Annotated in this window: 20 protein-coding genes and 3 tRNA genes; 12 read left to right on the top strand and 11 right to left on the bottom strand. The window is 71.0% G+C overall.

Going from position 1 to position 24,895, the window contains the following annotated elements; all coding sequences use genetic code 11:
- Positions 1-53: 53 nt before the first annotated feature.
- The 6 genes from ABZX40_RS38985 to ABZX40_RS38960 all read right to left on the bottom strand — a co-directional run bounded on the left by ABZX40_RS38985 (position 54) and on the right by ABZX40_RS38960 (position 4,410).
- Positions 54-1,352, bottom strand: coding sequence for a histidine kinase (locus tag ABZX40_RS38985; RefSeq protein ID WP_355750190.1), 1,299 nt, complete (start codon positions 1,350-1,352; stop codon positions 54-56).
- Positions 1,353-1,477: 125 nt separating this feature from the next.
- On the bottom strand, positions 1,478-2,311 hold the full coding sequence (locus ABZX40_RS38980) for an ABC transporter permease (RefSeq protein ID WP_355750133.1): 834 nt from the start codon (positions 2,309-2,311) through the stop codon (positions 1,478-1,480).
- 121 nt (positions 2,312-2,432) lie between these two features.
- Positions 2,433-3,416, bottom strand: coding sequence for an ABC transporter ATP-binding protein (locus tag ABZX40_RS38975; protein WP_355750135.1), 984 nt, complete (start codon positions 3,414-3,416; stop codon positions 2,433-2,435).
- Between the two features lie 156 nt (positions 3,417-3,572).
- Positions 3,573-3,648, bottom strand: a tRNA-Gly gene (locus ABZX40_RS38970).
- Between the two features lie 80 nt (positions 3,649-3,728).
- A tRNA-Gly gene (locus ABZX40_RS38965) sits at positions 3,729-3,800 on the bottom strand.
- Positions 3,801-4,092: 292 nt separating this feature from the next.
- Entirely contained in the window at positions 4,093-4,410 is a 318-nt protein-coding gene (locus tag ABZX40_RS38960; RefSeq protein ID WP_355750138.1) for an Lsr2 family protein, read from the bottom strand.
- Between the two features lie 287 nt (positions 4,411-4,697).
- Between ABZX40_RS38960 and purS the strand changes: the two genes are divergently transcribed.
- The 10 genes from purS to purM all read left to right on the top strand — a co-directional run bounded on the left by purS (position 4,698) and on the right by purM (position 15,300).
- On the top strand, positions 4,698-5,015 hold the full coding sequence (gene purS / locus ABZX40_RS38955) for a phosphoribosylformylglycinamidine synthase subunit PurS (RefSeq protein WP_355750141.1): 318 nt from the start codon (positions 4,698-4,700) through the stop codon (positions 5,013-5,015).
- Positions 5,012-5,692, top strand: a complete 681-nt coding sequence (purQ, locus tag ABZX40_RS38950) for a phosphoribosylformylglycinamidine synthase subunit PurQ (protein ID WP_355750144.1) — start codon at positions 5,012-5,014, stop codon at positions 5,690-5,692. Before purS ends, purQ begins: the two co-directional genes overlap by 4 nt.
- Positions 5,689-7,947 carry a phosphoribosylformylglycinamidine synthase subunit PurL gene (purL, locus tag ABZX40_RS38945; RefSeq protein WP_355750147.1) on the top strand — a complete coding sequence of 753 codons (2,259 nt, stop codon included), beginning with the start codon at positions 5,689-5,691 and terminating at the stop codon, positions 7,945-7,947. The genes purQ and purL overlap by 4 nt, the downstream gene beginning before the upstream one ends.
- A gap of 147 nt (positions 7,948-8,094) precedes the next feature.
- Entirely contained in the window at positions 8,095-9,312 is a 1,218-nt protein-coding gene (locus tag ABZX40_RS38940; RefSeq protein ID WP_355750150.1) for a hypothetical protein, read from the top strand.
- Between the two features lie 44 nt (positions 9,313-9,356).
- Positions 9,357-9,875 carry a winged helix-turn-helix domain-containing protein gene (locus tag ABZX40_RS38935; RefSeq protein ID WP_355750153.1) on the top strand — a complete coding sequence of 173 codons (519 nt, stop codon included), beginning with the start codon at positions 9,357-9,359 and terminating at the stop codon, positions 9,873-9,875.
- Between the two features lie 16 nt (positions 9,876-9,891).
- Entirely contained in the window at positions 9,892-10,863 is a 972-nt protein-coding gene (locus ABZX40_RS38930) for a M23 family metallopeptidase (RefSeq protein ID WP_355750156.1), read from the top strand.
- Between the two features lie 44 nt (positions 10,864-10,907).
- On the top strand, positions 10,908-11,714 hold the full coding sequence (locus ABZX40_RS38925; RefSeq protein WP_355750159.1) for a sterol carrier family protein: 807 nt from the start codon (positions 10,908-10,910) through the stop codon (positions 11,712-11,714).
- Between the two features lie 78 nt (positions 11,715-11,792).
- Positions 11,793-12,593, top strand: coding sequence for an META domain-containing protein (locus ABZX40_RS38920; RefSeq protein ID WP_355750162.1), 801 nt, complete (start codon positions 11,793-11,795; stop codon positions 12,591-12,593).
- A gap of 72 nt (positions 12,594-12,665) precedes the next feature.
- Complete coding sequence (gene purF, locus ABZX40_RS38915; RefSeq protein WP_355750165.1) at positions 12,666-14,195, top strand: amidophosphoribosyltransferase; 1,530 nt, start codon at positions 12,666-12,668, stop codon at positions 14,193-14,195.
- Positions 14,196-14,229: 34 nt separating this feature from the next.
- A complete protein-coding gene (gene purM, locus ABZX40_RS38910; RefSeq protein ID WP_355750167.1) occupies positions 14,230-15,300 on the top strand; it encodes a phosphoribosylformylglycinamidine cyclo-ligase in 1,071 nt (356 codons plus the stop codon).
- Positions 15,301-15,395: 95 nt separating this feature from the next.
- Here the strand turns inward: purM and ABZX40_RS38905 are convergent, their stop codons facing one another.
- A complete protein-coding gene (locus tag ABZX40_RS38905; RefSeq protein ID WP_355750170.1) occupies positions 15,396-15,659 on the bottom strand; it encodes a DUF3073 domain-containing protein in 264 nt (87 codons plus the stop codon).
- A gap of 283 nt (positions 15,660-15,942) precedes the next feature.
- Positions 15,943-17,049 carry a Glu/Leu/Phe/Val dehydrogenase dimerization domain-containing protein gene (locus ABZX40_RS38900; protein ID WP_355750172.1) on the bottom strand — a complete coding sequence of 369 codons (1,107 nt, stop codon included), beginning with the start codon at positions 17,047-17,049 and terminating at the stop codon, positions 15,943-15,945.
- A 211-nt stretch (positions 17,050-17,260) separates the two neighbouring features.
- Here ABZX40_RS38900 and ABZX40_RS38895 point away from each other — a divergent pair, with 211 nt between their 5' ends.
- Positions 17,261-18,112: a hypothetical protein gene (locus ABZX40_RS38895; protein ID WP_355750175.1), complete on the top strand. Its 852-nt coding sequence runs from the start codon at positions 17,261-17,263 to the stop codon at positions 18,110-18,112.
- Between the two features lie 547 nt (positions 18,113-18,659).
- Positions 18,660-18,866, top strand: coding sequence for a developmental transcriptional regulator BldC (gene bldC / locus ABZX40_RS38890; RefSeq protein WP_003949541.1), 207 nt, complete (start codon positions 18,660-18,662; stop codon positions 18,864-18,866).
- 402 nt (positions 18,867-19,268) lie between these two features.
- Here the strand turns inward: bldC and ABZX40_RS38885 are convergent, their stop codons facing one another.
- The 3 genes from ABZX40_RS38885 to hrpA all read right to left on the bottom strand — a co-directional run bounded on the left by ABZX40_RS38885 (position 19,269) and on the right by hrpA (position 24,011).
- Positions 19,269-19,526, bottom strand: a complete 258-nt coding sequence (locus tag ABZX40_RS38885; protein ID WP_355750180.1) for a DUF6274 family protein — start codon at positions 19,524-19,526, stop codon at positions 19,269-19,271.
- A 321-nt stretch (positions 19,527-19,847) separates the two neighbouring features.
- Positions 19,848-19,922 (bottom strand) — tRNA-Asp (locus ABZX40_RS38880).
- 93 nt (positions 19,923-20,015) lie between these two features.
- Complete coding sequence (gene hrpA, locus ABZX40_RS38875; protein WP_355750183.1) at positions 20,016-24,011, bottom strand: ATP-dependent RNA helicase HrpA; 3,996 nt, start codon at positions 24,009-24,011, stop codon at positions 20,016-20,018.
- Positions 24,012-24,895 lie beyond the last annotated feature (884 nt).

Below are 24,895 nucleotides of genomic sequence, written 5' to 3'. Positions count from 1 at the left end.
CGCCCCACGCCGTCATCCTCGTCCCCTCGCACCTTCGTCCCCTCGTCCGGCCGTCATGCCGCGGCCTCGCCGGTCCCGTTCGCCACCGGTGCGTCCAGCGGCACCTCGGCCAGCAGCCGGAAGCGGTCCCCGCCCACTGGCCCCGCCTCCAGCGTCCCGCCGACCGCGGAGAGCCGTTCCCGCAGCCCGGCGAGCCCGGCACCCCCACCCGCCGGAGGCGGCCCGGCACCCTCGCCCTCGGTACCCCCGTCCCCGCCCTTCCGCAGCAGCCCGCCCCGCCGCACCCCCACCCCGTCGTTCTCCACCGTCAGCGCCACGAACCCCTCCCGGACCCGTAGCCCCACCGTGCACCGCTCGGCGTCCCCGTGCCGCAGCACATTGGTGGTGGCCTCGCGCACCACCCAGCCGAGCGCCGACTGCACCTCGGTCGGCAGCCCGCCCGCCAGCGCCTCCCCGCGCACCTCGCAGTCGATCCCGGCCGCCGTCAGCACCCCTTGCGCACCGGCCAGCTCGACCCCCAGCTCGGCCTCCCGGTAGCCGCGCACCACATCGCGCACCTCGCGCTGCGACTCGTGCGCGATCCGCTGCACCTCGATCATCTGCTCCACGGCCTCCGGCCGCCCGCGCCGGGTCAGCTGGACCGCCAGCTCGCTCTTGAGGGCGATGACTGCCAGATTGCGGCCCATCACATCGTGCAGATCCCGCCCGAACCGCAGCCGCTCCTCGGCGACCGCGAGCCGGGTCCGGTTCTCGCGGGCGGAGTCGAGTTCGTAGACGACCTTCAGCAGCCAGACGGAGAAGAAGGAGGCGGCGGCGAAGAAGGCACCGCCGAGCAGGACGCCGAGCACGGCCGTGAGCACGGCGGGCCAGGACGCGCCGACGGCGATCGACAGCGCGCCCACCACCGTCGTGAATCCGACCACCACGTACACGGTGTGCCGCCGCCCGCGCTGCGAGATGGTCAGGGCGCCGGCGGCGAAGATCAGCACCCCGCCGGCCAGCGCGCCCAGCGCGCCCGTGGTCTCGTCACCGGTGACGTTCTTCGCGGCGACCAGGCTGCCGGCGGCGACCAGCACACTGACCACCCCCAGCACCCACATCAGCGCCACCGGCTGCTCCCGCTGCCCGCGCACCCAGTCGAGGCCGCGCGAGGCGGTCATCCCGCAGAGCAGCCCATGCACGACGACGGCCGGGAACAGCCAGATCACCGCGGCGGGCCGGGGCTGGAGGAACAGCGGCAGGCCGAACAGGCCCACCTCCATGACCACGAACAGATGGAACGACCAGCGGGTGTAGATCTCCACCTTCGCCGGGGTGCTCTTGCTCCGCCACCACCCGGCGGGCCTGCGCATGTTCTCGCGCATCTCGTCGTGCCCTCGCGTCCTTCGTCCGTGCCCGTGCCGGTCCCCGTCGGCCGCCGTCACTGTCACCGTCACCGTCCCCGTCACCGGAGACCGTCCGGTGGTCAACCCGGTGATCAGCGTCGAGGCTCCCAGCGGAACCACCGCCGTACGGCAAAGACCGACAGTACGGTCCAGGCCAGTGCGGTGGCCACGGCGGCCAGCACCTCGCCGGCGGACAGCGCGCCGGTCCAGCCGCCGCGGATCAGCGTCACCACCGGCGACAGCGGCAGCAGCTCGCACACCGCGGCGATCCGGTCCGGCAGCACCTCCAGCGGTACCGCGACCCCCGAGGCCAGCATCGACACGAACAGCAGCGGCAGACTGGTGACCTGGGCGCTCTCCGCCGTCCGGGTCCAGGAAGCGGTGACCGCGCCCAGCGCCGCGCACAGCACCAGCCCGAGCAGGACGCCGAGGATCGCCAGCGGCAGCGCGCGGGGCGCCTCCATGTCCAGCAGCAGCGCACACCCGGCCGCCAGCAGCACCGACTGGCCGAGCCCGATCGCCAGCGACGGCAGCGAGGCCCCGATCAGGATCTCGTTGTCCCGCAGCTCCCCGGTGCGCAGCCGCTTCAGCACCAGTTCCTCGCGGCGCACCACGAACACCCCGGTGAGCGCCGCGTACACCGCGAACAGCAGGGAGAGGGCGATGGCAGCGGGCAGCAGCATCGTGCCGACGTCCAGGCCGTGCTCGGCGAGGTCCATCTCCCCGGCGGCGCTGCGCAGGCTGAACGGCACCACCAGCGGCACGAACACCGCCGTCACCAGGGTGGCGCGGCTGCGCCCCAGCAGAGTCAGCTCGGCCCGCGCGAGCGCGCCGAGCCGCCCGGTGACGGTGGTCCGTCCACCCCGGCCGTCCTGGCCATCCCGGCCATCCTGCCCGGTCCCCATGGTCGTCGTCGTACTGCTCATCGCCCCGTCCCCCTCATGCCTGCGATACCCGCGATAGCCGCGATACCCGTCACGCCCGCCATACCTGCGATACCCGCCATACCCGTCGTTGCTGTCGCCGCCGTCGTAGCTGTCACGATGGTCATCGGCCGACCGCCGCCGTCGCCGTCGCCGTCTTCAGCGCCTCGTCGCCGTCGGGGGACGACGCCGCGCGTCCGGCGATCCCGAGGAACGCCTCCTCCAGCGACGCCGAGCGCACATCCAGCCGCCGCAGCTCCACCCCGGCCCGCGAGGCCCACACCAGCACCCCGGTGGCCGACCGCTGGAGATCCATGGTCCGCAGCCGGACGACATTGCCGTGCATCTCATGGCCGCTGACGCCCAGCTCGGCCAGCGGGGGCAGATCGCCGAGGAAGTAGCCGTCGGGCAGCTCGAAGGAGATCCGGGACGGCTGCGCGGCGGTCACCTCGTCCGGGGTGCCGGTGGCCGCGATCTGCCCCTTGTGCATGATCGCCAGCCGGTCGGCGAGGGACTCGGCCTCCTCCAGATAGTGCGTGGTCAGCAGCACGGTGGTGCCGGTGTCGCGCAGCGAGGCGACCAGTTCCCAGGTGTCCCGGCGGCCCTCGGCGTCGAGTCCGGTGGTCGGCTCGTCCAGGTACAGCACCTCGGGGCGGCCCAGCAGCGCCAGCGCCAGATCGAGCCGCCGCCGCTCCCCGCCGGAGAGCTGCTTGACCCGTACGTCCCCCTTGTCGGCGAGTCCGACCAGGCCGAGCGCCTCCCGCCGGGGCCGCGCCCCGCTGACGCATCCGGCCCACATCCGTACCGTCTCGGAGACGGTCAGCTCGGAGGGGAAGCCGCCCTCCTGGAGCATCACCCCGGTGCGCGGCCGTACGGCGTCCCGGTGGCGGTAGGGGTCGTGGCCCAGGACGCGGACCTGCCCGTCGGTGGGCTCGGCGAGCCCTTCCAGCACCTCCACGGTGGAGGTCTTGCCGGCCCCATTGGTGCCCAGCAGCGCGAAGATCTCGCCCCGGCCCACGGAGAACGTGATTCCCCGGACCGCCTCGAACCCGCCCCCGTACACCCGTCGCAGCCCGGTGACCTCGATCACGTGCTCATTGGTTTCCATGCCTTCAGCGTCCCTGCCGCCGGGGCCGCTCGGCAGTGCGCGCTGTCATCAGCGGGCATGACAAATGTCAGACGGGGAGAAGGGAAGGGGATGGAAGGAGGGTGGAAGGGGGATGGGGGAGACACCAAAAAGCCCCCGGAAACCGGGGGCTTCAACTGGAGCGGACGACGAGGTTCGAACTCGCGACCTCAACCTTGGCAAGGTTGCGCTCTACCAACTGAGCTACGTCCGCATTGCCTCCGACCGGCTCTCACCGATCGGCGCGAGCACCACCCTACCTGATCCAATCGAGTGACCAGGACGGTGATGCGGAGCGGGTGACAGGAATTGCACACTGCGCCTTCCCCCTGGAAGGGGGATGTTCTACTACTGAACTACACCCGCGCGACCCTCTGAGCTGGGCTTTTCGGCCCCGCCCGGTGGCGTGCTCCAGACACTAGCTGATCAGCAGGGGGGTAACGCAAGTCGGTTGCTCCCAGGGCCCGCTGACGGACCCTGAGGACACCCGATCGGCCGCCCAGCCGTCCGGCCGCCCACCTGTCCGGCCGCCCAGCGGCTCGGCGCCCGGCAGCTCAGCGGCTCGGCGCCAAGCCGCCCGGCAGCTCGGCCGACCAACCGTCCGGCCATCCGGACCGCCTGCTCGCGCCCGCGCCCGCGCCCCGGCCGGGTTCCCGCGTCAGCGCGCGGCGGCGAACGCCTCGTAGACCTTCTTGGGGATCCGGCCGCGGGCCGGTACGTCCATCTTGTTCGCCTGGGCCCAGGCGCGGACCGCCGCCGGGTCGGGAGCGATCTCGGTCTGCTTGAACGCCCGGCCCGACTTCGACCGCTTCCGGCCGGCCTCCACGTACGGCGCGAGCGCCTTACGCAGTTTCTTGGCATTGGCTTCATTCAGGTCGATCTCGTACGACTTGCCGTCGAGTCCGAAGGCGATCGTTTCCGCCGCTTCCGAGCCGTCGATGTCGTCAAAGAGCGTGACCACGACCTTCTGCGCCACGAATATCGGTCCCTTCGTACGGCACGGTGCCGAATTCATTTCTACTTCTACAGTGCCTGACAATGTATTACGAGGCTCGACTAAATCCTTCCGCGTGTCCGAACGCAATAGGTACCGGGTGTCGATCCGGGATCTTTCCCGGAACTTTCCGCGAACAGTGGCTCCGCTGCGGGGCCGTGAGCATGGTCACGTAGGTTCCTACAAGTCGACGCGCGTAGAAATTTTGTGCGGGTAGTCTGAAGCCATACCAGCAGGGACCTGCTCAGCACCACACATCGGGAGTGCCCGTGGCACGCGTCGTAGTCGACGTCATGCTCAAGCCGGAGATCCTCGACCCCCAGGGCCAGGCGGTCCAGCGTGCGCTGCCGCGCCTGGGTTTCGACGGCATCTCCGACGTCCGTCAGGGAAAGCGATTCGAACTGGAAGTGGACGGTCCGGTCGACGAGGCCGCGCTCGCCCGTATCCATGATCTCGCGGAATCCTTCCTCGCCAACACGGTGATCGAGGACTTCACCGTGAAGGTCGAGGACCTGAAGGCCGAAGGTGTGAAGGCCGAAGGCGCGAAGGCCGCCGGGGCGACGGAAGTCGCGGAGGCCGCGAAGTGACCGCTCGTATTGGCGTCGTCACTTTCCCGGGCAGTCTCGACGACCGTGACACCCAGCGCGCGATCCGGCACGCGGGCGCCGAGCCGGTCGCCCTCTGGCACAAGGACAAGGACCTCAAGCAGGTCGACGCCGTGGTGCTGCCCGGCGGCTTCTCCTACGGCGACTATCTGCGCGCCGGGGCCATCTCCCGCTTCTCGCCGGTGATGGGGTCCGTCATCGAGCAGGCGAAGGCCGGTCTCCCGGTGCTAGGCATCTGCAACGGCTTCCAGATCCTCACCGAGGCCCATCTGCTGCCCGGCGCGATGCTCGGCAACGACCATCTGCACTTCATCTGCCGCGACCAGAAGCTCCGCGTCGAGAACACCGCCACCGCCTGGACCGGGGACTACACCGCCGGGCAGGAGATCCACATCCCGCTGAAGAACATGGACGGACGGTACGTCGCCGACGCGCGCACCCTCGACATGCTGGAGGCGGAGGGCCGGGTCGTCTTCCGGTACCTGGACGTGAACCCCAACGGCTCCCTCCGTGACATCGCCGGCATCACCAACGAGGCCGGGAACGTCGTCGGTCTCATGCCGCACCCCGAGCACGCCGTCGAGCCGCTGATCGGCAGTGGCCGCACCGACGGCCTCCCCTTCTTCACCTCCATCCTCAAGAAGCTGGTCACCGCATGAGCCGGACTCCCCTGGACACGGTCGAGCACGCGACCGCGACCCCGGATGTCGAGCTGCCCTGGGCCGAACTCGGCCTCAAGAAGGACGAGTACGAGCGGGTCGTCGAGATCCTCGGCCGCCGCCCGACCGGCGCCGAGCTGGCCATGTACTCGGTGATGTGGTCCGAGCACTGCTCGTACAAGAGCAGCAAGGTCCATCTGCGCCAGTTCGGCGAGAAGGCCCCGCAGTCCGACGCCCTGCTCGTCGGCATCGGCGAGAACGCGGGCGTCGTGGACGTCGGCCAGGGCTACGCGGTCACCTTCAAGGTCGAGTCCCACAACCACCCCTCCTATGTCGAGCCCTACCAGGGCGCGGCCACCGGAGTCGGCGGCATCGTCCGGGACATCATCGCCATGGGCGCCCGCCCGGTCGCCGTGGTCGACCCCCTGCGCTTCGGCGCCGCCGACCACCCCGACACCAAGCGGGTGCTGCCCGGCGTGGTCGCGGGCATCGGCGGCTACGGCAACTGCCTGGGCCTGCCCAACATCGGCGGCGAGGTCGTCTTCGACTCCTGCTACCAGGGCAACCCGCTGGTCAACGCCGGTTGCATCGGCGTCATGCGGCACGAGGACATCCACCTCGCGAAGGCGTCCGGCGCGGGCAACAAGGTCATCCTCTACGGCGCCCGGACCGGCGGCGACGGCATCGGCGGCGCCTCGATCCTCGCCTCCGAGACCTTCGACGACGCCAAGCCGAGCAAGCGCCCCGCCGTCCAGGTCGGCGACCCCTTCCAGGAGAAGCTGCTCATCGAGTGCACCCTGGAGGCGTTCGCCGAGAAGCTGGTCGTCGGCATCCAGGACCTCGGCGCCGCCGGGCTCTCCTGCGCCACCTCCGAGCTGGCCTCCAACGGCTCCGGCGGGATGCGCGTCACCCTGGACGACGTCCCCCTGCGCGACTCCACGCTCTCGCCCGAGGAGATCCTCATGAGCGAGTCGCAGGAGCGGATGTGCGCGGTGGTGGAGCCGGCGAAGGTCGACCGGTTCCTGGAGATCTGCGCGAAGTGGGACGTCATCGCCACCGTCATCGGCGAGGTCACCGACGGCGACCGCCTGGAGATCTTCTGGCACGGCGGCAAGATCGTGGACGTCGACCCGCGCACGGTCGCCCACGACGGCCCGGTCTACGAGCGCCCCTACGCCCGCCCGTCCTGGCAGGACGCCCTCCAGGCCGACGACGCGAACAAGCTGCCCCGCCCGGCCACCGCCGCCGAGCTGAAGGACCAGGTCCTGAGGCTGGTCGCGTCCCCGAACCAGGCGTCCAAGTCCTGGATCACCTCCCAGTACGACCACTTCGTGCAGGGCAACACCGTCCTCGCCCAGCCCGAGGACTCCGGGATGATCCGGATCGACGAGGAGACCGGCCTCGGTGTCGCCCTCGCCACGGACGGCAACGGCCGCTACGCCAAGCTCGACCCGTACAAGGGCGCCCAGCTCGCCCTCGCGGAGGCGTACCGGAACGTGGCCACGACCGGCGCCAGGCCGCTCGCCGTCTCCGACTGCCTGAACTTCGGCTCGCCCGAGGACCCCGCGGTGATGTGGCAGTTCGCGGAGGCGGTACGGGGTCTGGCGGACGCCTGCCAGCAGCTCGGCACGCCGGTGACCGGCGGAAACGTCTCCCTCTACAACCAGACCGGCGAAGCCGCCATCCACCCCACCCCGGTCGTCGCCGTCCTCGGCGTCATCGACGACGTGGCCCGACGCACCCCGGTCGCCTTCCAGGAAGAGGGCCAGCTCCTCTATCTCCTCGGCGACACCCGCGAGGAGTTCGGCGGCTCGGCCTGGTCGCAGGTCGTCCACGACCACCTCGGCGGGCTGCCCCCGGAGGTCGACCTGGAGCGGGAGCGGCTGCTCGCCGAGATCCTGATCTCCGCCTCCCGCGACGGCATGATCGACTCCGCGCACGATCTGTCCGACGGCGGTCTGATCCAGGCGGTCGTGGAGTCCGCGCTGCTCGGCGGCAAGGGCGCGCGTCTGGTCGTCCCCGACGGTCTGGACGCCTTCACCTTCCTGCTCTCCGAGTCGGCGGGCCGCGCGCTGGTCGCCGTCCCGCGCTCGGAGGAGGTCCGCTTCAACGACATGTGCGGCGCCCGGGGCCTCCCGGTCACCCGCATCGGCGTGGTCGACGGCGACGCGGTGGACGTCCAGGGCGAGTTCGCCCTCTCCCTGACGGAGCTGCGCGAGGCGCACGAGGGGACGATCCCGGCGTTGCTGGCGTAACGCCTCCGGCGCTCACACCGGGCCGCCGCCCCGGGAACTTCGGGTTCCCGGGGCGGCGGCTTCTTCTGTACGTGGTTTGCTGACGCGGGGTCCTGCTAACTTCGCCGGGTTGTCGTGCCGTACCGACGCTCCGAGGGGGAATCGTCCGTGCAACTCCCGGACGGAATACGCAAGTCCGCGAACGTCCTGTTCTGCCTGGTGGCCGTCGCCGGGATCGGCTTCAGCGGCCGGGAGATCTGGCAGAACGCGCAGGCCCGCTGGCAGATCGACGCGGGGTGCGGGGGGTTGGTGCCTGCGGGGCGGGTGCTGGCGTTGGATCGGGCGGGTGGGGAGATCACCCATCGGCTGGCGGAGGAGGGCACCATCGAACTCGATCAACTGGCCTCCGAGGGCGCCCAGGACTGCGAGCTGTTCAGCGAGAAGCTGGGAGGCCGGTGGTTCTTCACCGGCACGGTCGGGGTGTTCCCGACCGCCGGCTTCGTGGTCGCCGACAATGTCATCTCGTCACCGCTGGACCAGGAGGGCGGCGAGACCTATCCCGCTCAGCCGCTCGGCGGCGGGATCACCGGCTCGGTGGACGATCTCGGGGTGACGGTGAAGCTGGACTGCTCCGGAGGGGAGCTGGACGGAGAGCCGGTCGACGCCCTCTGGGCGCGGGCCGAACTGCATGCCTCGGTGCTGTGGCTGGAGCATGGCCAGCCCGGCGACCACGACCGGAACGTCCTCGCCGAGACCGCCGTCATCACCGCCAACAACCTCGCCGAACGCCTCGGCTGCGCCGAACGCCTGCCCGACCCGCCCGCCGATGTCCCCGCCCTGCCCGAGGGCACGGTCCCGGTCGGCCGGGCCGAGGGCACCTGCGCCTGGTACCGCGAGTCCGGCCTCGCCGAACGGGACGGCTTCCCGGACGAGGCGCTGGAAGGGCGGGTGGACGACACCCTGTGGGACGAGCGCTGTGCCCTGATCCTCACCGAGGGCGAGGCATGGGAGCTGTACTACGACCGCGCGGGCGGCCTTGAGTCGCCGGACGATCCCGGGGAGTACGGCGACTGGTTCATCACCTTCCACACCTACCTCGGCGAGGACGCCCGAAAGGTGAAGGTGCCGAGGATCGGTGACGACCCGGTCACCGCGCCCCACGGCACGGCCGGACGCGGCCCCGACCGAGCCATCTGGTGGGCCTCCTCCACCTGCGACGGCCGCCCCCAGATCCACACCATGACCATCGCCTCCGGCTACGACCGGCTGGTGGCCGCCGAGACGGAGGACCTCTTCCGCGCCTACGTCACCGAGATCACCGACCGCCGCGACTGCACCGACCTCGCCTTCCCGGAGTCCGGCTCCTTCCGCAGCCCCCTGGACTAGAGAACCCACTTGCACGAGATTACGTAAGTACGTAATCTCTCCCCATGCCCGACCCCTCCCTGGAACACCGCGTCGCCGCCCTGGAGCACCGGCTCGACGCCCTCGAAGCCGCCGCCGCCGACCAGCGCCCCGCCCCCCGCCCCACCGAGGGCGACTTCTGGGCGCTGGAAGGGCTCAAGGCGCAGCTCGCCGAGCTGGGGGCGGCGGACGGAGGCGTGCTGTTCACCGGCGCCGTACGGCTGCCTGAGGGGGAGTACTACGAGTGGCAGCGCGGCCAGGTGACCGCGAGCGTGCTGGACGGCGACTGGGCCGAGGCCGCCGACGCCTTCGCGGCCCTCGGCCACCCGGTCCGGCTCCGGCTGCTGCGCGAGATCATCGGCGGTCGCCGTACCGCCGCCGAACTCGCCGAGCTGGACGGCGTCGGCACCACCGGCCAGATCTACCACCATCTGCGCCAGCTCACCGCCGCCGGCTGGCTGCACGGCACCGGCCGGGGCCGCCACGAGGTGCCGCCGGGCCGGGTCGTCCCGCTGCTGGTCGCCCTGACCACCACCCACCCCTGACCACGAGGAGGACCGGATGACCGCCCGCAAACTCACCATGACCGCCTTCCGCGCACTGCTCCTGCTCTTCGCCGCCCTGGTGATCGCGGATGTGGCCCTCGACGACCTGCCCACTCCCTGGTGGGTGACCCTGCTCCCGCTGGTCCTGGCCTACGTCGCCGTGGTCGTCGGCAACCGCTGGGGCGGCGCCCCCGACAGCGACCGGGTCGCGCCCGAGCCCTTCGAGGTCGGCCCGCCCGTCACCGGCCGCTGGTCCGCCCTGAACAGCCCGGCCGACCGCACCCCCAGCCACGGCACGCACTCCTACGCCCAGACCTACGCCATCGACATCGTCGCCGAGCCCGGCACCCCCGACCGGGCGCGGCCCGGCTTCCGCGCGCTGTGGCCCGTGGCCCGCCGCAACGCCGACTTCCCCGCGTTCGGCGCCCCCCTGGTCGCCGTCGCCGAGGCCACCGTGGTGCGCGCGAGCGACGGCCAGCGCGACCACCTCAGCCGCAACTCCCTGCCCGCGCTGCTCTATCTGATGGTCCTGGAGGGCACGGTCCGCGAACTGACCGGCGTCCACCGCATCCTCGGCAACCATCTGGTCCTGGACCTGGGCGAGGGCCGTTACGCCCTGTACGCCCATCTCCGCCAGGGTTCGCTCGCCGTCCGCGAGGGCGACCGGGTGCTCCCCGGCCGGCTCCTCGCCCACTGCGGCAACTCCGGCAACTCCACCGAACCCCATCTCCACTTCCAGCTGATGGACGGCCCGGACCCGGTCGCCGCCCGGGGCATCCCGTTCCTGTGGCGAGGCGTCGGCGTCCCACGCAACGGCGAGACCTTCGAGGCCCCCGAGCCCCCCGCCGCCCCCGATGACCGAACCGCCCCCGAGGACCAGACCGCCCCCGCCGACCAGACCGCCCCCGCCGACCAGACCGCTCCCGAGGACCGAACCGCCCCCGCCACCACCACCTCCTGCCCCACCCCCTGCCCCACCCCGAAATGACCCGGCACCGCACCCCCACCCCCACCCCCGCATAGGCTCCCGCCATGCCCCCCGCCGGAAAACGCCCCCGCGCCTACGACCACGCCCGGACCCGCGCCGCCGTGCTGGCCCAGTTCCGCAACGTCCGCGAGGGCCTGCGCGGCCTCGACGGCACCCGGCTCGCCCTCCCCACCCGCCTCGGCGACTGGACCGCCCGCGACCTGGCCGCGCACCTCGCGCTGACCGTCACCGCCGTCGCCCGCGCCCTGGACCGCCCCGAACCCGACCGGGCCGGTTTCTCCCCCCTCGACTACGCCGCCGCCACCGGCCTCCACCCCGAGGACGTCGCCGACGCCGCCCGGCGCCTGGCCGCCGCCCACCCCGGCCCCGACGACCTCGACGCCCTCTACGCCGCCACCGAGCAGGAGCTGACCGACCGCCTCGACGGCACCCCGGCCACCCGGCTGATCGAGATGCGGGTCGGCACGATGACCCTCACCGGCTTCCTGGTCACCCGTACCGTCGAACTCGTCGTCCACACCGACGACCTCAACGCCGCCGTCCCCGGCCTGGACATCTCGTACGACCGCCAGGCGCTGGCCGCCTGCACCCGGCTGCTGGCCGACACCCTCGCCGCGAAGGCCCCCGGCGGCTCCACCGAGGTACGGGTCCCGCCGTTCGCCGTCGTGCAGTGCGTGGCCGGTCCCCGGCACACCCGGGGCACGCCCCCGAACGTGGTGGAGACCGACCCGCTGACCTGGGTCCGCCTCGCCGCCGGGCGACTGAGCTGGGCGGACGCCCGCACGGACGCCAAGGTCAGTGCCAGCGGCGAACGCTCGGACCTCTCCGCGCTGCTCCCCCTGCTCGGCTGACCGGAACCGACCCCCGCCCCGCTCCGTCGAATCGCCATGCACACGAAGAAGCAGCGAACACAGCGAACGCAGCAACCCATGCGGGGCATGCGGCGGCTGACCCTCACCGCGGCCGTGCTCCTCCCCCTCGCCGCCGCCTGCGGCACCGAGAAGACCGACTCCGGCTCCGCCTCCGTCGCCGACCCCCCGCCCCTCACCGGCGTCCACTGGAACGTCGACAGCGTCACCGTCGACGGCACGACCCGGGACGCCCCCACCGGCGCCCATGTCACCGTCACCGCCGACGGCACCGCCGAGGGCAACTACGGCTGCAACCGCTTCAGCGCGCCGGCCGAGATCGACGGCGACCGGCTCACCCTCGGTGACAGCATGCGCACCGACATGGCCTGCGAGGCGATGGACTTCGAGGAGACCCTCGTCGCCGCCCTCACCTCCGGCGCCCTGACCACCGAGGTCTCCGGCGACCGCCTCACCCTCACCACCGGGTCCGGCGACACCGTCGCCCTCACCAAGGAGCCACCGGCCGAGCTGTACGGCACGAAGTGGACCGTCACGGCACTCGGTGCCACCGGCCCCGACGGCACCAGCAGCTCCCTCCCGGTCGCCACCGCACCCCACCTCACCTTCGACGAGAAGGCCGAAACCGTCAGTGGAAGCCTCGGCTGCAACCAGGTGAACGCCGAAGCGACAGCGGGCGACGGCACCCTCACTCTCGGCGTCGCGGCGACGACCCGAATGATGTGCGACGCCTCACTCATGGACACCGAGAAGTCGCTGCTGCGTCTGTTCGATTCCACCGTCGACTACCGCCTGGACCATCGCACGCTCACCCTGACCAGCGAGAACGGCGAGACCGTGACCGCGGTCGCGGAGCAGTGATCGTTTGCATCGGGAAGGTTTTTGCCGTTCCCCAATTCGGACCAGTGGTCGATCTCGCCTACACTCGGTGCCGTGCCACGTGGTGACGGTCGACTCAGTCATGATCTGCTCCCCGGTGAGAAAGGCCCCCAGGACGCTTGCGGCGTCTTCGGCGTCTGGGCTCCGGGCGAAGAGGTCGCCAAGCTCACTTACTTCGGGCTCTACGCCCTCCAGCATCGAGGCCAGGAATCCGCGGGAATCGCGGTCAGCAACGGCTCCCAGATCCTTGTCTTCAAGGACATGGGCCTGGTCTCCCAGGTCTTCGACGAGACCTCCCTCGGTTCGCTCCAGGGTCATATCGCGGTCGGTCACGCCCGCTACTCGACCACCGGGGCCTCCGTCTGGGAGAACGCCCAGCCGACGTTCCGCGCCACCGCCCATGGCTCCATCGCCCTCGGGCACAACGGCAATCTGGTCAATACCGCCCAGCTCGCCGAGATGGTCGCCGATCTGCCCAAGCAGGAGGGCGGCCGGGTCCCGCGCGTCGCGGCCACCAACGACACCGATCTGCTGACCGCGCTGCTCGCGGCCCAGGCCGACACCGACGGCCGCCCGCTGACCATCGAGGAGGCCGCCCACTCGGTCCTCCCGCGGGTCCGCGGCGCCTTCTCCCTCGTCTTCATGGACGAGAACACCCTCTACGCGGCCCGCGACCCGCAGGGCATCCGCCCGCTGGTCCTCGGCCGGCTGGAGCGCGGCTGGGTCGTCGCCTCCGAGTCCGCCGCCCTGGACATCTGCGGCGCCAGCTATGTCCGCGAGATAGAGCCCGGCGAGTTCGTCGCCATCGACGAGAACGGCCTGCGCACCTCCCGCTTCGCAGAAGCGAAGCCCAAGGGCTGTGTCTTCGAGTACGTCTATCTGGCCCGCCCCGACACCGACATCGCCGGGCGGAACGTCTACGCGAGCCGCGTCGAGATGGGCCGCAAGCTGGCGAAGGAGGCCCCCGTCGAGGCCGACCTCGTCATAGCGACGCCGGAGTCCGGCACCCCGGCCGCGATCGGCTACGCGGAGGCGTCCGGCATCCCCTTCGGCAACGGCCTGGTGAAGAACGCCTATGTCGGGCGGACGTTCATCCAGCCCTCCCAGACCATCCGCCAGCTCGGGATCCGGCTGAAGCTGAACCCGCTGAAGGACGTCATCAAGGGCAAGCGCCTGGTCGTCGTCGACGACTCCATCGTGCGCGGCAACACCCAGCGGGCCCTGGTCCGGATGCTCCGCGAGGCGGGCGCCGCCGAGGTCCACATCCGGATCTCCTCGCCCCCCGTGAAGTGGCCCTGCTTCTTCGGCATCGACTTCGCCACCCGCGCCGAGCTGATCGCCAACGGCATGACCATCGACGAGATCGGCACCTCGCTCGGCGCCGATTCCCTGGCGTACATCTCCCTCGACGGCATGATCGACGCGACCACCATCGCCAAGCCGGACCTGTGCCGCGCCTGCTTCGACGGTGAGTACCCGATGGAGCTGCCCGACCCGGAGCTGCTGGGCAAGCAGCTGCTGGAGACCGAGCTGGCCGCCGGTCCGGCAGCCACGGCCGCGGCCGACGCGATCCGTCGCCCGTAAGCCTCGTAGAAACCAACCCGAAAGATCCCAGGCCATGTCTGAGACAAGCCCTGCCGGTGCTTCCTATGCGGCGGCCGGCGTCGACATCGAGGCGGGCGACCGCGCCGTAGAGCTGATGAAGGAGTGGGTGAAGAAGACACAGCGCCCCGAGGTCCTCGGCGGCCTCGGCGGCTTCGCCGGCCTCTTCGACGCCTCCGCCCTCAAGCACTACGAGCGCCCCCTGCTCGCCTCCGCCACCGACGGCGTCGGCACCAAGGTCGACATCGCCCGCCGCCTCGGCGTGTACGACACCATCGGCCACGACCTGGTCGCCATGGTCATGGACGACATCGTGGTGTGCGGCGCCGAGCCACTGTTCATGACCGACTACATCTGCGTCGGCAAGGTCCACCCCGAGCGGGTCGCCGCCATCGTCAAGGGCATCGCCGAAGGCTGTGTCCTGGCCGGCTGCGCCCTGATCGGCGGCGAGACGGCCGAGCACCCGGGCCTGCTGGGCGAGGACGACTTCGATGTGGCCGGCGCCGGTACGGGCGTGGTGGAGGCCGACCGCCTGCTGGGCGCGGATCGTATCCGGACGGGTGACGCGGTGATCGCCATGGCGTCCTCCGGCCTTCACTCCAACGGATACTCCCTGGTCCGCCATGTCCTGCTGGACCGGGCCGGGCTGGACCTGGACGCCGAGATCCCCGAGCTGGGCCGGACGCTCGGCGCGGAGCTGCTGGAGCCCACCAGGATCTACTCCCTGGACTGTCTGGCCCTGACCCGCACCACGGACGTCCACGCCTACTCGCACATCACCGGCGGCGGCCTCGCGGCCAATCTCGCCCGGGTGATCCCGGACGGCCTGCACGCCACCGTGGACCGCTCCACCTGGACCCCGGGCCCGATCTTCGACCTGGTCGCCCGCACGGGCTCCGTCGAGCGCCTGGAGCTGGAGAAGACCCTCAACATGGGCGTCGGCATGATCGCCGTCGTCCCCGGGGACTCGGCCGACCTGGCCCTCGCCACCCTCGCGGACCGCGGGGTGGAGGCATGGGTGGCCGGCGAGATCACCGACCGCGCCGAAGAGCCGACGGGCGCGACGATGGTCGGCGACTACGCCTGACGGCACCGAGGGGCGAGATGCCCGACGGCAGCAGAAATCCCGGCCCGGTGCTGGCCACCGGGCCGGGAAAGAACGGCTAAGCCGCGCTGCAAGCGTCAGGCGCCGCGACGGTGTTGCGAGGACTGGCCGTCCTCGTCGTCCTCGTCGTCGTCCTCATAGAGGTCGGCGTACCGTGAATACAGGTCGTCGCCGTGCTCATCGTCCTCGAATTGCTCGCCGCCGTTGGTGCTCGGCGGCGGCGGATTCGACGGAGATGCGCCCAGCTCCTCAGCCAGGCGTGAGAGATCAGTCCCACCGCTGTTGTACTTCAGCTGGCGGGCGACCTTCGTCTGCTTGGCCTTGGCCCGGCCGCGCCCCATGGCTCGACCCCCTCAACGACGGGGCTCGACGGCCCCAGAGTCTTGACACGCGTTCATGATCCGGAACGGGCTCTCCGCAGAGAGACCGGTCCGTAGGGCTTCCACGGTACCTGAGCCCACGCCCATACGGTACGTCGCCCGCAGGAAGGGCGTGTGCCCACAACCGTCGAGGCGCCCTGTCCTCGCTGGTCAGTGGCGATTTTAACCACTTATCGGCAGACGACCCGCCGGTCGGAGTGAGAGTTCTCTCCACCTGCCCTCCGGCGGGTACCGGACGGGGGTCTCAGCGCCGGGCGGCGGCGGCCTCGTGCATCCGCTGTTCGGCGATCCGGTCGGCCGCCGCAGCCGGTGGCACACCGTCCGACTTCGCACGTGCGAAGATCGCGAGAGTGGTGTCGTAGATCTTCGCGGCCTGGGCCCGGCACCGCTCGAAGTCGAAGCCGTGCAGTTCGTCGGCCACCTGGATGACCCCGCCCGCGTTCACCACATAGTCCGGGGCGTAGAGGATCCCGCGGTCGGCGAGGTCCTTCTCCACCCCGGGGTGGGCGAGCTGGTTGTTGGCCGCGCCGCACACCACCCGGGCGGTCAGCACCGGGACGGTGGCGTCGTCCAGCGCCCCGCCGAGCGCGCAGGGGGCGTACACATCCAGGCCCTCGACCCGGATCAGCTCCTCGGTGCCGGGCACGGCCCGCACGTCCGGATACCGGTCGGTGATCCGGCGCACGGCGTCGGCGCGCACATCGGTGACGTAGATCTCGGCGCCCTCGGCGGCCAGGTGCTCCACCAGATGGTGGCCGACCTTGCCGACCCCGGCGATCCCGATCCGCCGGCCGCGCAGGGTGGGGTCGCCCCACAGCTGCTGGGCGCTGGCCCGCATGCCCTGGTAGACGCCGAAGGCGGTGAGGACGGAGGAGTCACCGGCGCCGCCGTTCTCCGGGGAACGCCCGGTCGTCCAGCGGCACTCGCGGGCGACGACATCCATGTCCGCCACATAGGTCCCGACATCGCAGGCGGTGACGTACCGGCCGCCGAGGGAGGCGACGAACCGGCCGTAGGCGAGCAGCAGCGCGGTCCTGTGAGAGCCCTTGATCGTCTCGGGGTCTCCGATGATCACGGCCTTGCCGCCGCCGTGGTCGAGCCCGGCCATGGCGTTCTTGTAGGACATCCCGCGGGCGAGGTTGAGCGCGTCGGCGACGGCCTCGGTCTCGCTGGCGTAGGGGTAGAAGCGCGTACCGCCCAGGGCGGGGCCGAGGGCGGTGGAGTGGAGGGCGATCACGGCCTTGAGGCCGGTGGCCCGGTCCTGGCAGAGGACGACCTGCTCATGACCTCCCTGGTCCGAGTGGAACAGGGTGTGCAGAACATCAGCGGGTGCGCCGGTCACGTCGGTCACTGTGGTGACTCCTGAGGCAAGTAGCGGCGAGTGGCACGGCCGGGTGGGCCGTACGGGACGAGATTAGAACCCCGGTGGCCGGATGACCGCGCAGTGCTCAGGATCACCCACCGCGGGGGTGGGTCCGTGCGACGATTCGGATAGTTTTCCCGTGCCGTTCGTGTGCGGGTCCCGCAGTTTTCCCCAGCAGCGCGCGGGGGAGGGAGCAGGCGTGCCCAAGGTGTCCTCGGTGATCGTCCCGTACGCGGCGTACCTGCGGGTGTACGAGCCGCTGGCCGCCTTCCCGGAACCCGAGCGCGGTCACTGGGCGCGCTACGCCCGCCACCCCGACCGGCCCACGTACCAGGACGAACTGCGTCGCTCGCTGGCCGACTTGCTGCCCGTCCCGCCGGTCCCGGTACCGGTGCACGAGAGCCGGGACGCCTTTGTGCTGGAGAGCGACGGGGTGGTCCATGTCTGCCCCTGGCGCACCCGGCTGCGCGGCTGGCAGGCCCTCGGGGAGCTGGCGGAGGAGTTCCCTGGGCCGGTGCTGGACGCGCTGCTGCCGCCGCTGGTGCGCCATCAGGCGGCCCAGGACTACGAGCGCTGGCTGGCAGGCCACCCGGACGCCCGGCCGTGGATCCGTACGGCGACCTGGCAGGTGCCGCTGAACTGGTTCGTGCTGGTCTCCGACGCCGAGCGGGAGTACGCCGGGGCGACGGGGGAGGGCAGCGGCCAGGCACCGGTGCTGCGCTACCGCACCCCGATGGTGCAGGCCCGCCGCCGGGTGGCCCGCGCGCTGCGGACCCTGCGGTCGACGGTGGACGAGGGGCCGCTGGTGGACGGGCTGCTGGAGGTCGGGCGCTGGCTGGAGGAGTTCCATCCGCGCTCGCTGGTCGAGCTGGACTACGGCGGGCTGGTGCACGCCCTGCCGGCGGGCGAGCTGGCGGACGACCACTCGGCGGCGGATGTGGCCGAGGGCATCGAGGCGCTGCGCCAGGGGGACGGCGAGGGGGCGGCCGAGGCGTACACGCGGCTGGTGGAGCGCTGGCGCTCGGTCCGCGACCTGCGCTCGGCGAACTGACGCCCCATCGGGTCGTGCGGGTGGCCGGGCGGCCAGCGGAATGTGATGCACGTCATGCGCTTTGGGGATCGGATCCCGCGTACGGTCTACCGCACCTCCCGGAGTTGACAGGACGTAGGTCCCGATCCGGGCTTTTGTGTCAAGCGTGACAGACCGCACGTACCTGGCTCTTGCCTCCGGTGCCCCTCCTCATGCCAAAATAGGACAAGGGGCCCGGGGAGGGCTCTGTCTTAGCATTGCATGCTTTGGGGGGTCTGATGATGTCTCGTGATGTCTCGTGACTCCTGATCGCCCTGTGACTGATCGTCACAGAGGCGTGACTGTCCGCTATGGCATGGTCCATCGGCTTCCGTCGCTGATGAACACCTGGGAGGGCAATTCCATCGGTTTGGCCGACGCGGCTGGACAGATGGTGTAGTTGTAGTGCCGAGGACAAGCCGTTCGTCCTATAACCGACTCGACCCGCGTCCGCCATTTCGGGCAACGCGGGTCAAGGTGCAGAATTTAGAGGAAAGAACCGAGAACCGGTTCTCCGAGGAGGCCGCTCATGACCGCTCGCACCCCTGATGCCGAGCCGCTGCTGACCCCGGCTGAGGTCGCCACGATGTTCCGCGTAGACCCGAAGACGGTCACGCGGTGGGCGAAGGCCGGAAAGCTCACGTCCATCCGTACGCTCGGCGGGCACCGCCGCTACCGCGAGGCGGAGGTCCGTGCACTGCTCGCGGGCATCCCCCAGCAGCGCAGCGAAGCCTGAACAACTCAATAAGGGCAGATCGGTAGGTCCCCCAACCCGCCGGAACGCCCGAACCCTGGCTCCAAGCGACGCGGGTACTGCCCCAACAGAACCCTCGCCCAAGCACTGCACAGAGACTGAACAGGGTGCGTCGTAGATCGCGCTGGACTCCGCCGGGTCCAGCGCGATCTTTTTTGTGCCCCGGCGGCGGGGGTGCCGGCCGCCCTGTGAGCGGCCTTGTCGAAGTCTGGGGAGGGCTGTAGGAACGGCCCCGGAAGTGCCCTCGCAACCCCTCACAGGGGGGTGCAATTGCACATATTAAATTGACCAGTTGTAGGGGGATGGTAAGCCCCATCGTTTCGGAAACTCCGCCGGTGACTACCGTCACATGCCAGGGTACTTGTTGCCGTTGGCGTATCTACGCTAGTGGAGCGGGGTGTTCCGTGGTGTCGGCCGGGGCGCCGGGGGAGGCCGGTCGTCGCGGCCTTCGGGCGGCTCGGCGCCGGGCTCGGTGCGAGGGGCCTCGGCGGGCTCTCCGTCGGCTGTGGGCGGGCTGTCCATCGCCAGCCGCAGCAGCCGGTGGCAGATGGGGCAGTGGCGGGTCAGATGGCGGTAGGAGGAGGCGGCGGACAGATGCGCGCGGAGCAACGCCCGCGTCTCGTGCCTGACCGATGCCGCCATACGCCACCTCCACGCTCCGCGAGGGGCCCGGGGGAACGGCCCTTGCTCTCTGGGGTACCCAGAGAGGGCGGGGGCGTCAAGGTGGGGCGTGCGTACGAAGATGGCGGCGGGCGGGAAGAATGCCGCCGACATGAAGAAGGCCCGCCACCCTTCGCGGGTGCGGGCCTTGAGGGTAATGCTTGTTGCGGTCCTGACGGGATTTGCTGTGTTCGACGGCGGCTCCGCCGCGGGCGCGGCCTGCTCGTGCTCACGGCCTGCATGAAGAAGGCCCGCCACCCTTCGCGGGTGCGGGCCTTGGTGTTGCGGTGGTGCTTTGTTGCGCGGTCCTGACGGGATTTGAACCCGCGGCCTCCACCTTGACAGGGTGGCGAGCACTCCAAGCTGCTCCACAGGACCTGGTTTCGCAGTGCGATTCGTGCGTTGCGCTGCGAGAAGGACTGTACAGGAGGGTGCGCCCCCTGGTCGAACTCACCCAGCGTACAACCCCCGTTACGGAACTGCCGCGTCGATCGCCTTCACGATCCGCTTGTCCGAGACCGGGTACGCCGTGCCCAGCGCGTGCGCGAAATAGCTGACCCGCAGTTCCTCGATCATCCAGCGGATGTCCAGGACGGAGGCCGGGACGGGCCGCCCCTGGGGCAGTTGCTCCAGCAGCCAGGCGTACTCGTCCTGCATTTCATGGACCTTCTCCATCCGGGCGGTGTCCCGCTGGACGCCCGTCTCCATCTGCTGGAGGCGGCGGTCCACCGCGATCAGATAGCGGACCAGATGCGGCAGCCGCCGCAGCCCCGTCGCCGTCACGAAGCCCGGCTTCACCAGGCCGTCCAGCTGCGCCCTGACGTCCGCCAGATTGGCGAGCAGGGCGGGGCTGCGGATGCCCTTCAGCCGGCGCTCGGCGGCCTGCCAGGCGGCCAGCACCTGCTGGGTCTGGCTCACCGCCCGCACGGTCGTGTCCACGATCTCGGCGCGCACCTTCTCGTACAGCTTCCGGTACGACTCCTCGTCCCACGCCGGGCCGCCGAGGTCGGCGATCAGACGGTCCGCGGCGGCTGTCGCGCAGTCCTCGAAGAGGGCCTGGACCGAGCCGTGCGGGTTGGCGGAGAGGGCGAGCTTCTGCGGGTTGGTCAGCTTCTCGGAGGCGAACTTCGCCGGGTTCACCGGGATGTTGCGCAGGATCAGCCGGCGGGTGCCCTTCCACATCGCCGCCGCCTGCTCGGCCTCGGTGTCGAAGAGGCGTACGGAGACGGTGTCGCCGTCGTCCACCAGCGCCGGGTACGCCTTCACCGGCTGGCCGGCCCGGCGGGTCTCGAAGACCCGGGTGAGGGCGCCGATCGTCCAGTCGGTGAGGCCGGTGCGCTCCAGGGACTCGCCGCCCTGCCGGGACGCGGTGGCCGCGGCGGCCTGGGACAGCGCCTGGCGTGCCTTCGGCCGCAGCCGGAGCCGGAGCGCCTCCAGGTCCTTGTCCTCGGCGACCTTGCGGCGCCGCTCGTCGACGATCCGGAAGGTGACCGTCAGATGCTCGGGGATGCGGGACAGGTCGAAGTCGTCGGCGGTCACCGGCACCCCGACCATCCGCTTCAGCTCGCGCGCCAGGGTCACCGGCAGCGGCTCCTGCAAGGGGACCGCGGTGTCCAGGAAGCGCCGGGCGAAGTTCGGCGCCGGGACGTAGTGGCGGCGGATCGGCTTGGGCAGGGAGCGGATCAGCTCGGTGACCAGTTCCTCGCGCAGGCCCGGGATCTGCCAGTCGAAGCCCTCGTCCGTGACCTGGTTGAGGACCTGGAGCGGGATGTGGACGGTGACGCCGTCGGCGTCCGCGCCGGGCTCGAACTGGTAGGTCACCCGGAACTTCAGCTGCCCCTGGCGCCAGTTGTCGGGATAGTCGGCCTTGGTGACCGCCTCCGCCGACTCCCGGATGAGCATCTCGCGCTCGAAGTCGAGGTGATCCGGCTGCTCGTGCCGCTTGCTCTTCCACCAGGAGTCGAAGTGGGCGCCGGAGACCACATGCTCGGGTACCCGCTGGTCGTAGAAGTCGAAGAGGGTGTCGTCGTCGACCAGGATGTCCCGGCGCCGGGCGCGGTGCTCCAGCTCCTCGACCTCGGTGAGCAGCTTGCGGTTGTCGGCGTAGAACTTGTGGTGGGTGCGCCAGTCGCCCTCGACCAGGGCGTTGCGGATGAACAGCTCGCGGGACAGCTCGGGGTCGATCCGGCCGTAGTTCACCTTGCGCTGGGCGACGATCGGGACGCCGTACAGCGTGACCTTCTCGTAGGCCATGACCGCGGCCTGGTCCTTCTCCCAGTGCGGTTCGCTGTAGGTGCGCTTGAGGAGGTGCTCGGCGAGGGGCTCGACCCACTCGGGCTCGATCTTCGCGTTGACGCGGGCCCAGAGCCGGGAGGTCTCCACCAGTTCGGCGGACATCACGAACCGCGGGGGCTTCTTGAAGAGGGCCGAGCCGGGGAAGATCGCGAACTTGGCGTTGCGGGCGCCGAGGTACTCGTTGCTGCCGCGGTCCCGGCGCCCGCTCCCGGCGTCCTTGCCGTCCCTGCTGCCGTCCTTCGCGTCCTTCACGTCCTTCATCCCGATGTGGGAGAGGAGGCCGGCGAGGAGGGAGACATGGATGCGGTCGCCGGGGGCGTCGTCCTCGTTGAGGTGGATGCCCATCTGCTTGGCGACGGTCCGCAGCTGGGTGTAGATGTCCTGCCACTCGCGGATCCGCAGGAAGTTCAGATACTCCTGTTTGCACATCCGGCGGAAGGCGGACGAGCCGCGCTCCTTCTGCTGCTCGCGCAGATAGCGCCAGAGGTTGAGATAGGCGAGGAAGTCGCTGGTCTCGTCGCGGAAGCGGGCGTGCTGCTGGTCGGCCTGGGTCTGTTTGTCGGCGGGCCGCTCGCGGGGGTCCTGGATGGACAGCGCGGCGGCTATGACCATGACCTCGCGGACACAGCCGTTGCGGTCCGCCTCCAGGACCATCCGGGCGAGGCGGGGGTCGACGGGGAGCTGGGCGAGCTTGCGCCCGGTGTCGGTGAGCCGTTTCCGGGTGTCCTTCTCCGCCGGGTCGATCGCGCCCAGTTCCTGGAGGAGCTGGACGCCGTCGCGGATGTTGCGGTGGTCCGGCGGGTCGATGAAGGGGAACTTCTCGATGTCTCCGAGACCGGCGGCGGTCATCTGGAGGATGACGGAGGCGAGGTTGGTGCGCAGGATCTCGGCGTCGGTGAACTCCGGGCGGGCGAGGAAGTCGTCCTCGTCGTAGAGCCGGATGCAGATGCCGTCCGAGGTACGGCCGCAGCGGCCCTTGCGCTGGTTGGCGCTGGCCTGCGAGACCGCCTCGATGGGCAGGCGCTGCACCTTGGTGCGGTGGCTGTAGCGGGAGATCCGGGCGAAGCCGGGGTCGATGACGTACTTGATGCCCGGGACGGTCAGCGAGGTCTCGGCCACATTGGTGGCCAGCACGATCCTGCGGCCGGTGTGGGGCTGGAAGACGCGGTGCTGCTCGGCGTGCGAGAGGCGGGCGTAGAGGGGGAGGATCTCGGTGAACCGGTACTGCTTCTTGGTCAGCGCGTCGGCGGTGTCCCGGATCTCCCGCTCACCGGAGAGGAAGACGAGGATGTCCCCTTTTCCTTCCCCCTGAAGCTCCTCCACGGCGTCGGTGATCGCGGTGATCTGATCGCGGTCGGCGTCCTCGGAGTCCTCTTCGAGCAGCGGCCGGTAACGCACCTCGACGGGGTACGTACGGCCGCTGACCTCGATGATCGGGGCGTCCCCGAAGTGCCGGGAGAACCGCTCGGGGTCGATGGTCGCCGAGGTGATGACGACCTTGAGGTCGGGCCGGCGGGGCAGCAGCTGGGCGAGATAGCCGAGCAGGAAGTCGATGTTGAGGGACCGCTCATGGGCCTCGTCGATGATGATCGTGTCGTAGGCGCGCAGCTCGCGGTCGGTCTGGATCTCGGCGAGCAGGATGCCGTCCGTCATCAGCTTGAGGAACGTGGCGTCGGGGCTCACCTGGTCGGTGAACCGCACCTTCCAGCCGACGGCCTCGCCGAGCGGGGTGTCCAGCTCCTCCGCGACGCGCTCCGCGACGGTCCGGGCGGCGATCCGGCGGGGCTGGGTGTGCCCGATCATGCCGCGGACGCCCCGCCCCAGCTCCATACAGATCTTGGGGATCTGGGTGGTCTTGCCGGACCCGGTCTCACCGGCCACGATCACGACCTGGTGGTCGCGGATCGCGTCGGCGATCTCGTCCTTCTTCTGGCTGACGGGCAGCTGCTCGGGATAGGTGATCGCGGGGAGGCGGGCCTGGCGCTCGGCCATCCGGCCTTCCGCCTTCTCGACCTCCGCCTCGATCTCGGCGAGCACGGCGGCCCGCGCCTCCGGCTTGCGGATCTTGCGGGCACCTTCGAGCCGCCGCCCGAGCCGGTGCGCATCACGCAGCGACAGGGCGGTCAGACGGGGGGCGAGGGCGCCGAGGGCGGGGGCAGGGTGCGTAGACATACGCGTCCCAGGATCTCACCTCGCGGAAATGGGTGGCTATTGCTTATTGGGTGGGGTGGGGTCGTGTCTGGTGGGGGGCTCCTGGGTGACGGGGTGGGGGTGGGGAGTGGGGCGGGTGGGGGTGGTGGGGGTGGGGCCTGAGTCCAGCGCCGGGGGGGTGGGCTTGGGTGGTGGGGGCGGCCTGGTGACGGGGGTGGTGTGGCGACCGGGGGTGCCGGGGGCTGGTCGGGGAGGTGTGCGGGGCGGGGCGGGCGCACGCCTCCCCGGGAGCCGGGGCCGGTGGCCGGGGGCAGCCTCGGGCGTGGGGCGTAGGTGGTGACCGCCCTGGAGGTCCTGGGGGCGGACTTGGAGGCCGCCTTCCAGGTGCTGCGCCGCAGGCCCCGGCCTCGGGTGCTGCGGGCTCGGGCGCCGGTGTCAGAGGCCGGTCTCAGACGCCTGGCGGGGGCGTCGTGGCCGGGCCTCGGGCCTGGGCGTGGTGGCAGGGCGGTGGCCCCAGGGGTGGGCCGGGGGTGGGCCTGGAGGGGCGGACTTGGGCGCTGCCTCCCGGGCCTTGCGCTCAGGCGCGCGTCGGCGCTTCGGAGGGCGGCAGCGCGCTGAGGTGCCGACTCCAGGTGCCGGACTCAGGCCCGCCTCCCGGCGCTGGACTCAGGCCCCGGGCGCGCCCGGTCGTGGGCCCCGCCCCCCGCCCCGGCACTGGACTGAGGCCCCGGGCGCGTCCGGCGCTGGGCCCCGCCCCCGCCCCCGGCGCTGGACTCAGGCCCCGCCCCCCCCGGCATTGGGCGCCGCCCCCCGCCCCCCCCCATTACCTTCTTGGTGGCCCCGCAATGGGGCGCCCGGCCTCCGGAGTTGGCATGACTCTCTCCCCCTGTCGAGTTGATGGCTTG

It is taken from the genome of Streptomyces sp. NPDC004610 (genome assembly GCF_040609715.1).
Taxonomy (GTDB): domain Bacteria; phylum Actinomycetota; class Actinomycetes; order Streptomycetales; family Streptomycetaceae; genus Streptomyces.
The sequence above is the reverse complement of the archived record's forward strand: the minus strand, read 5'-3'. Positions and strand labels throughout refer to the sequence as shown.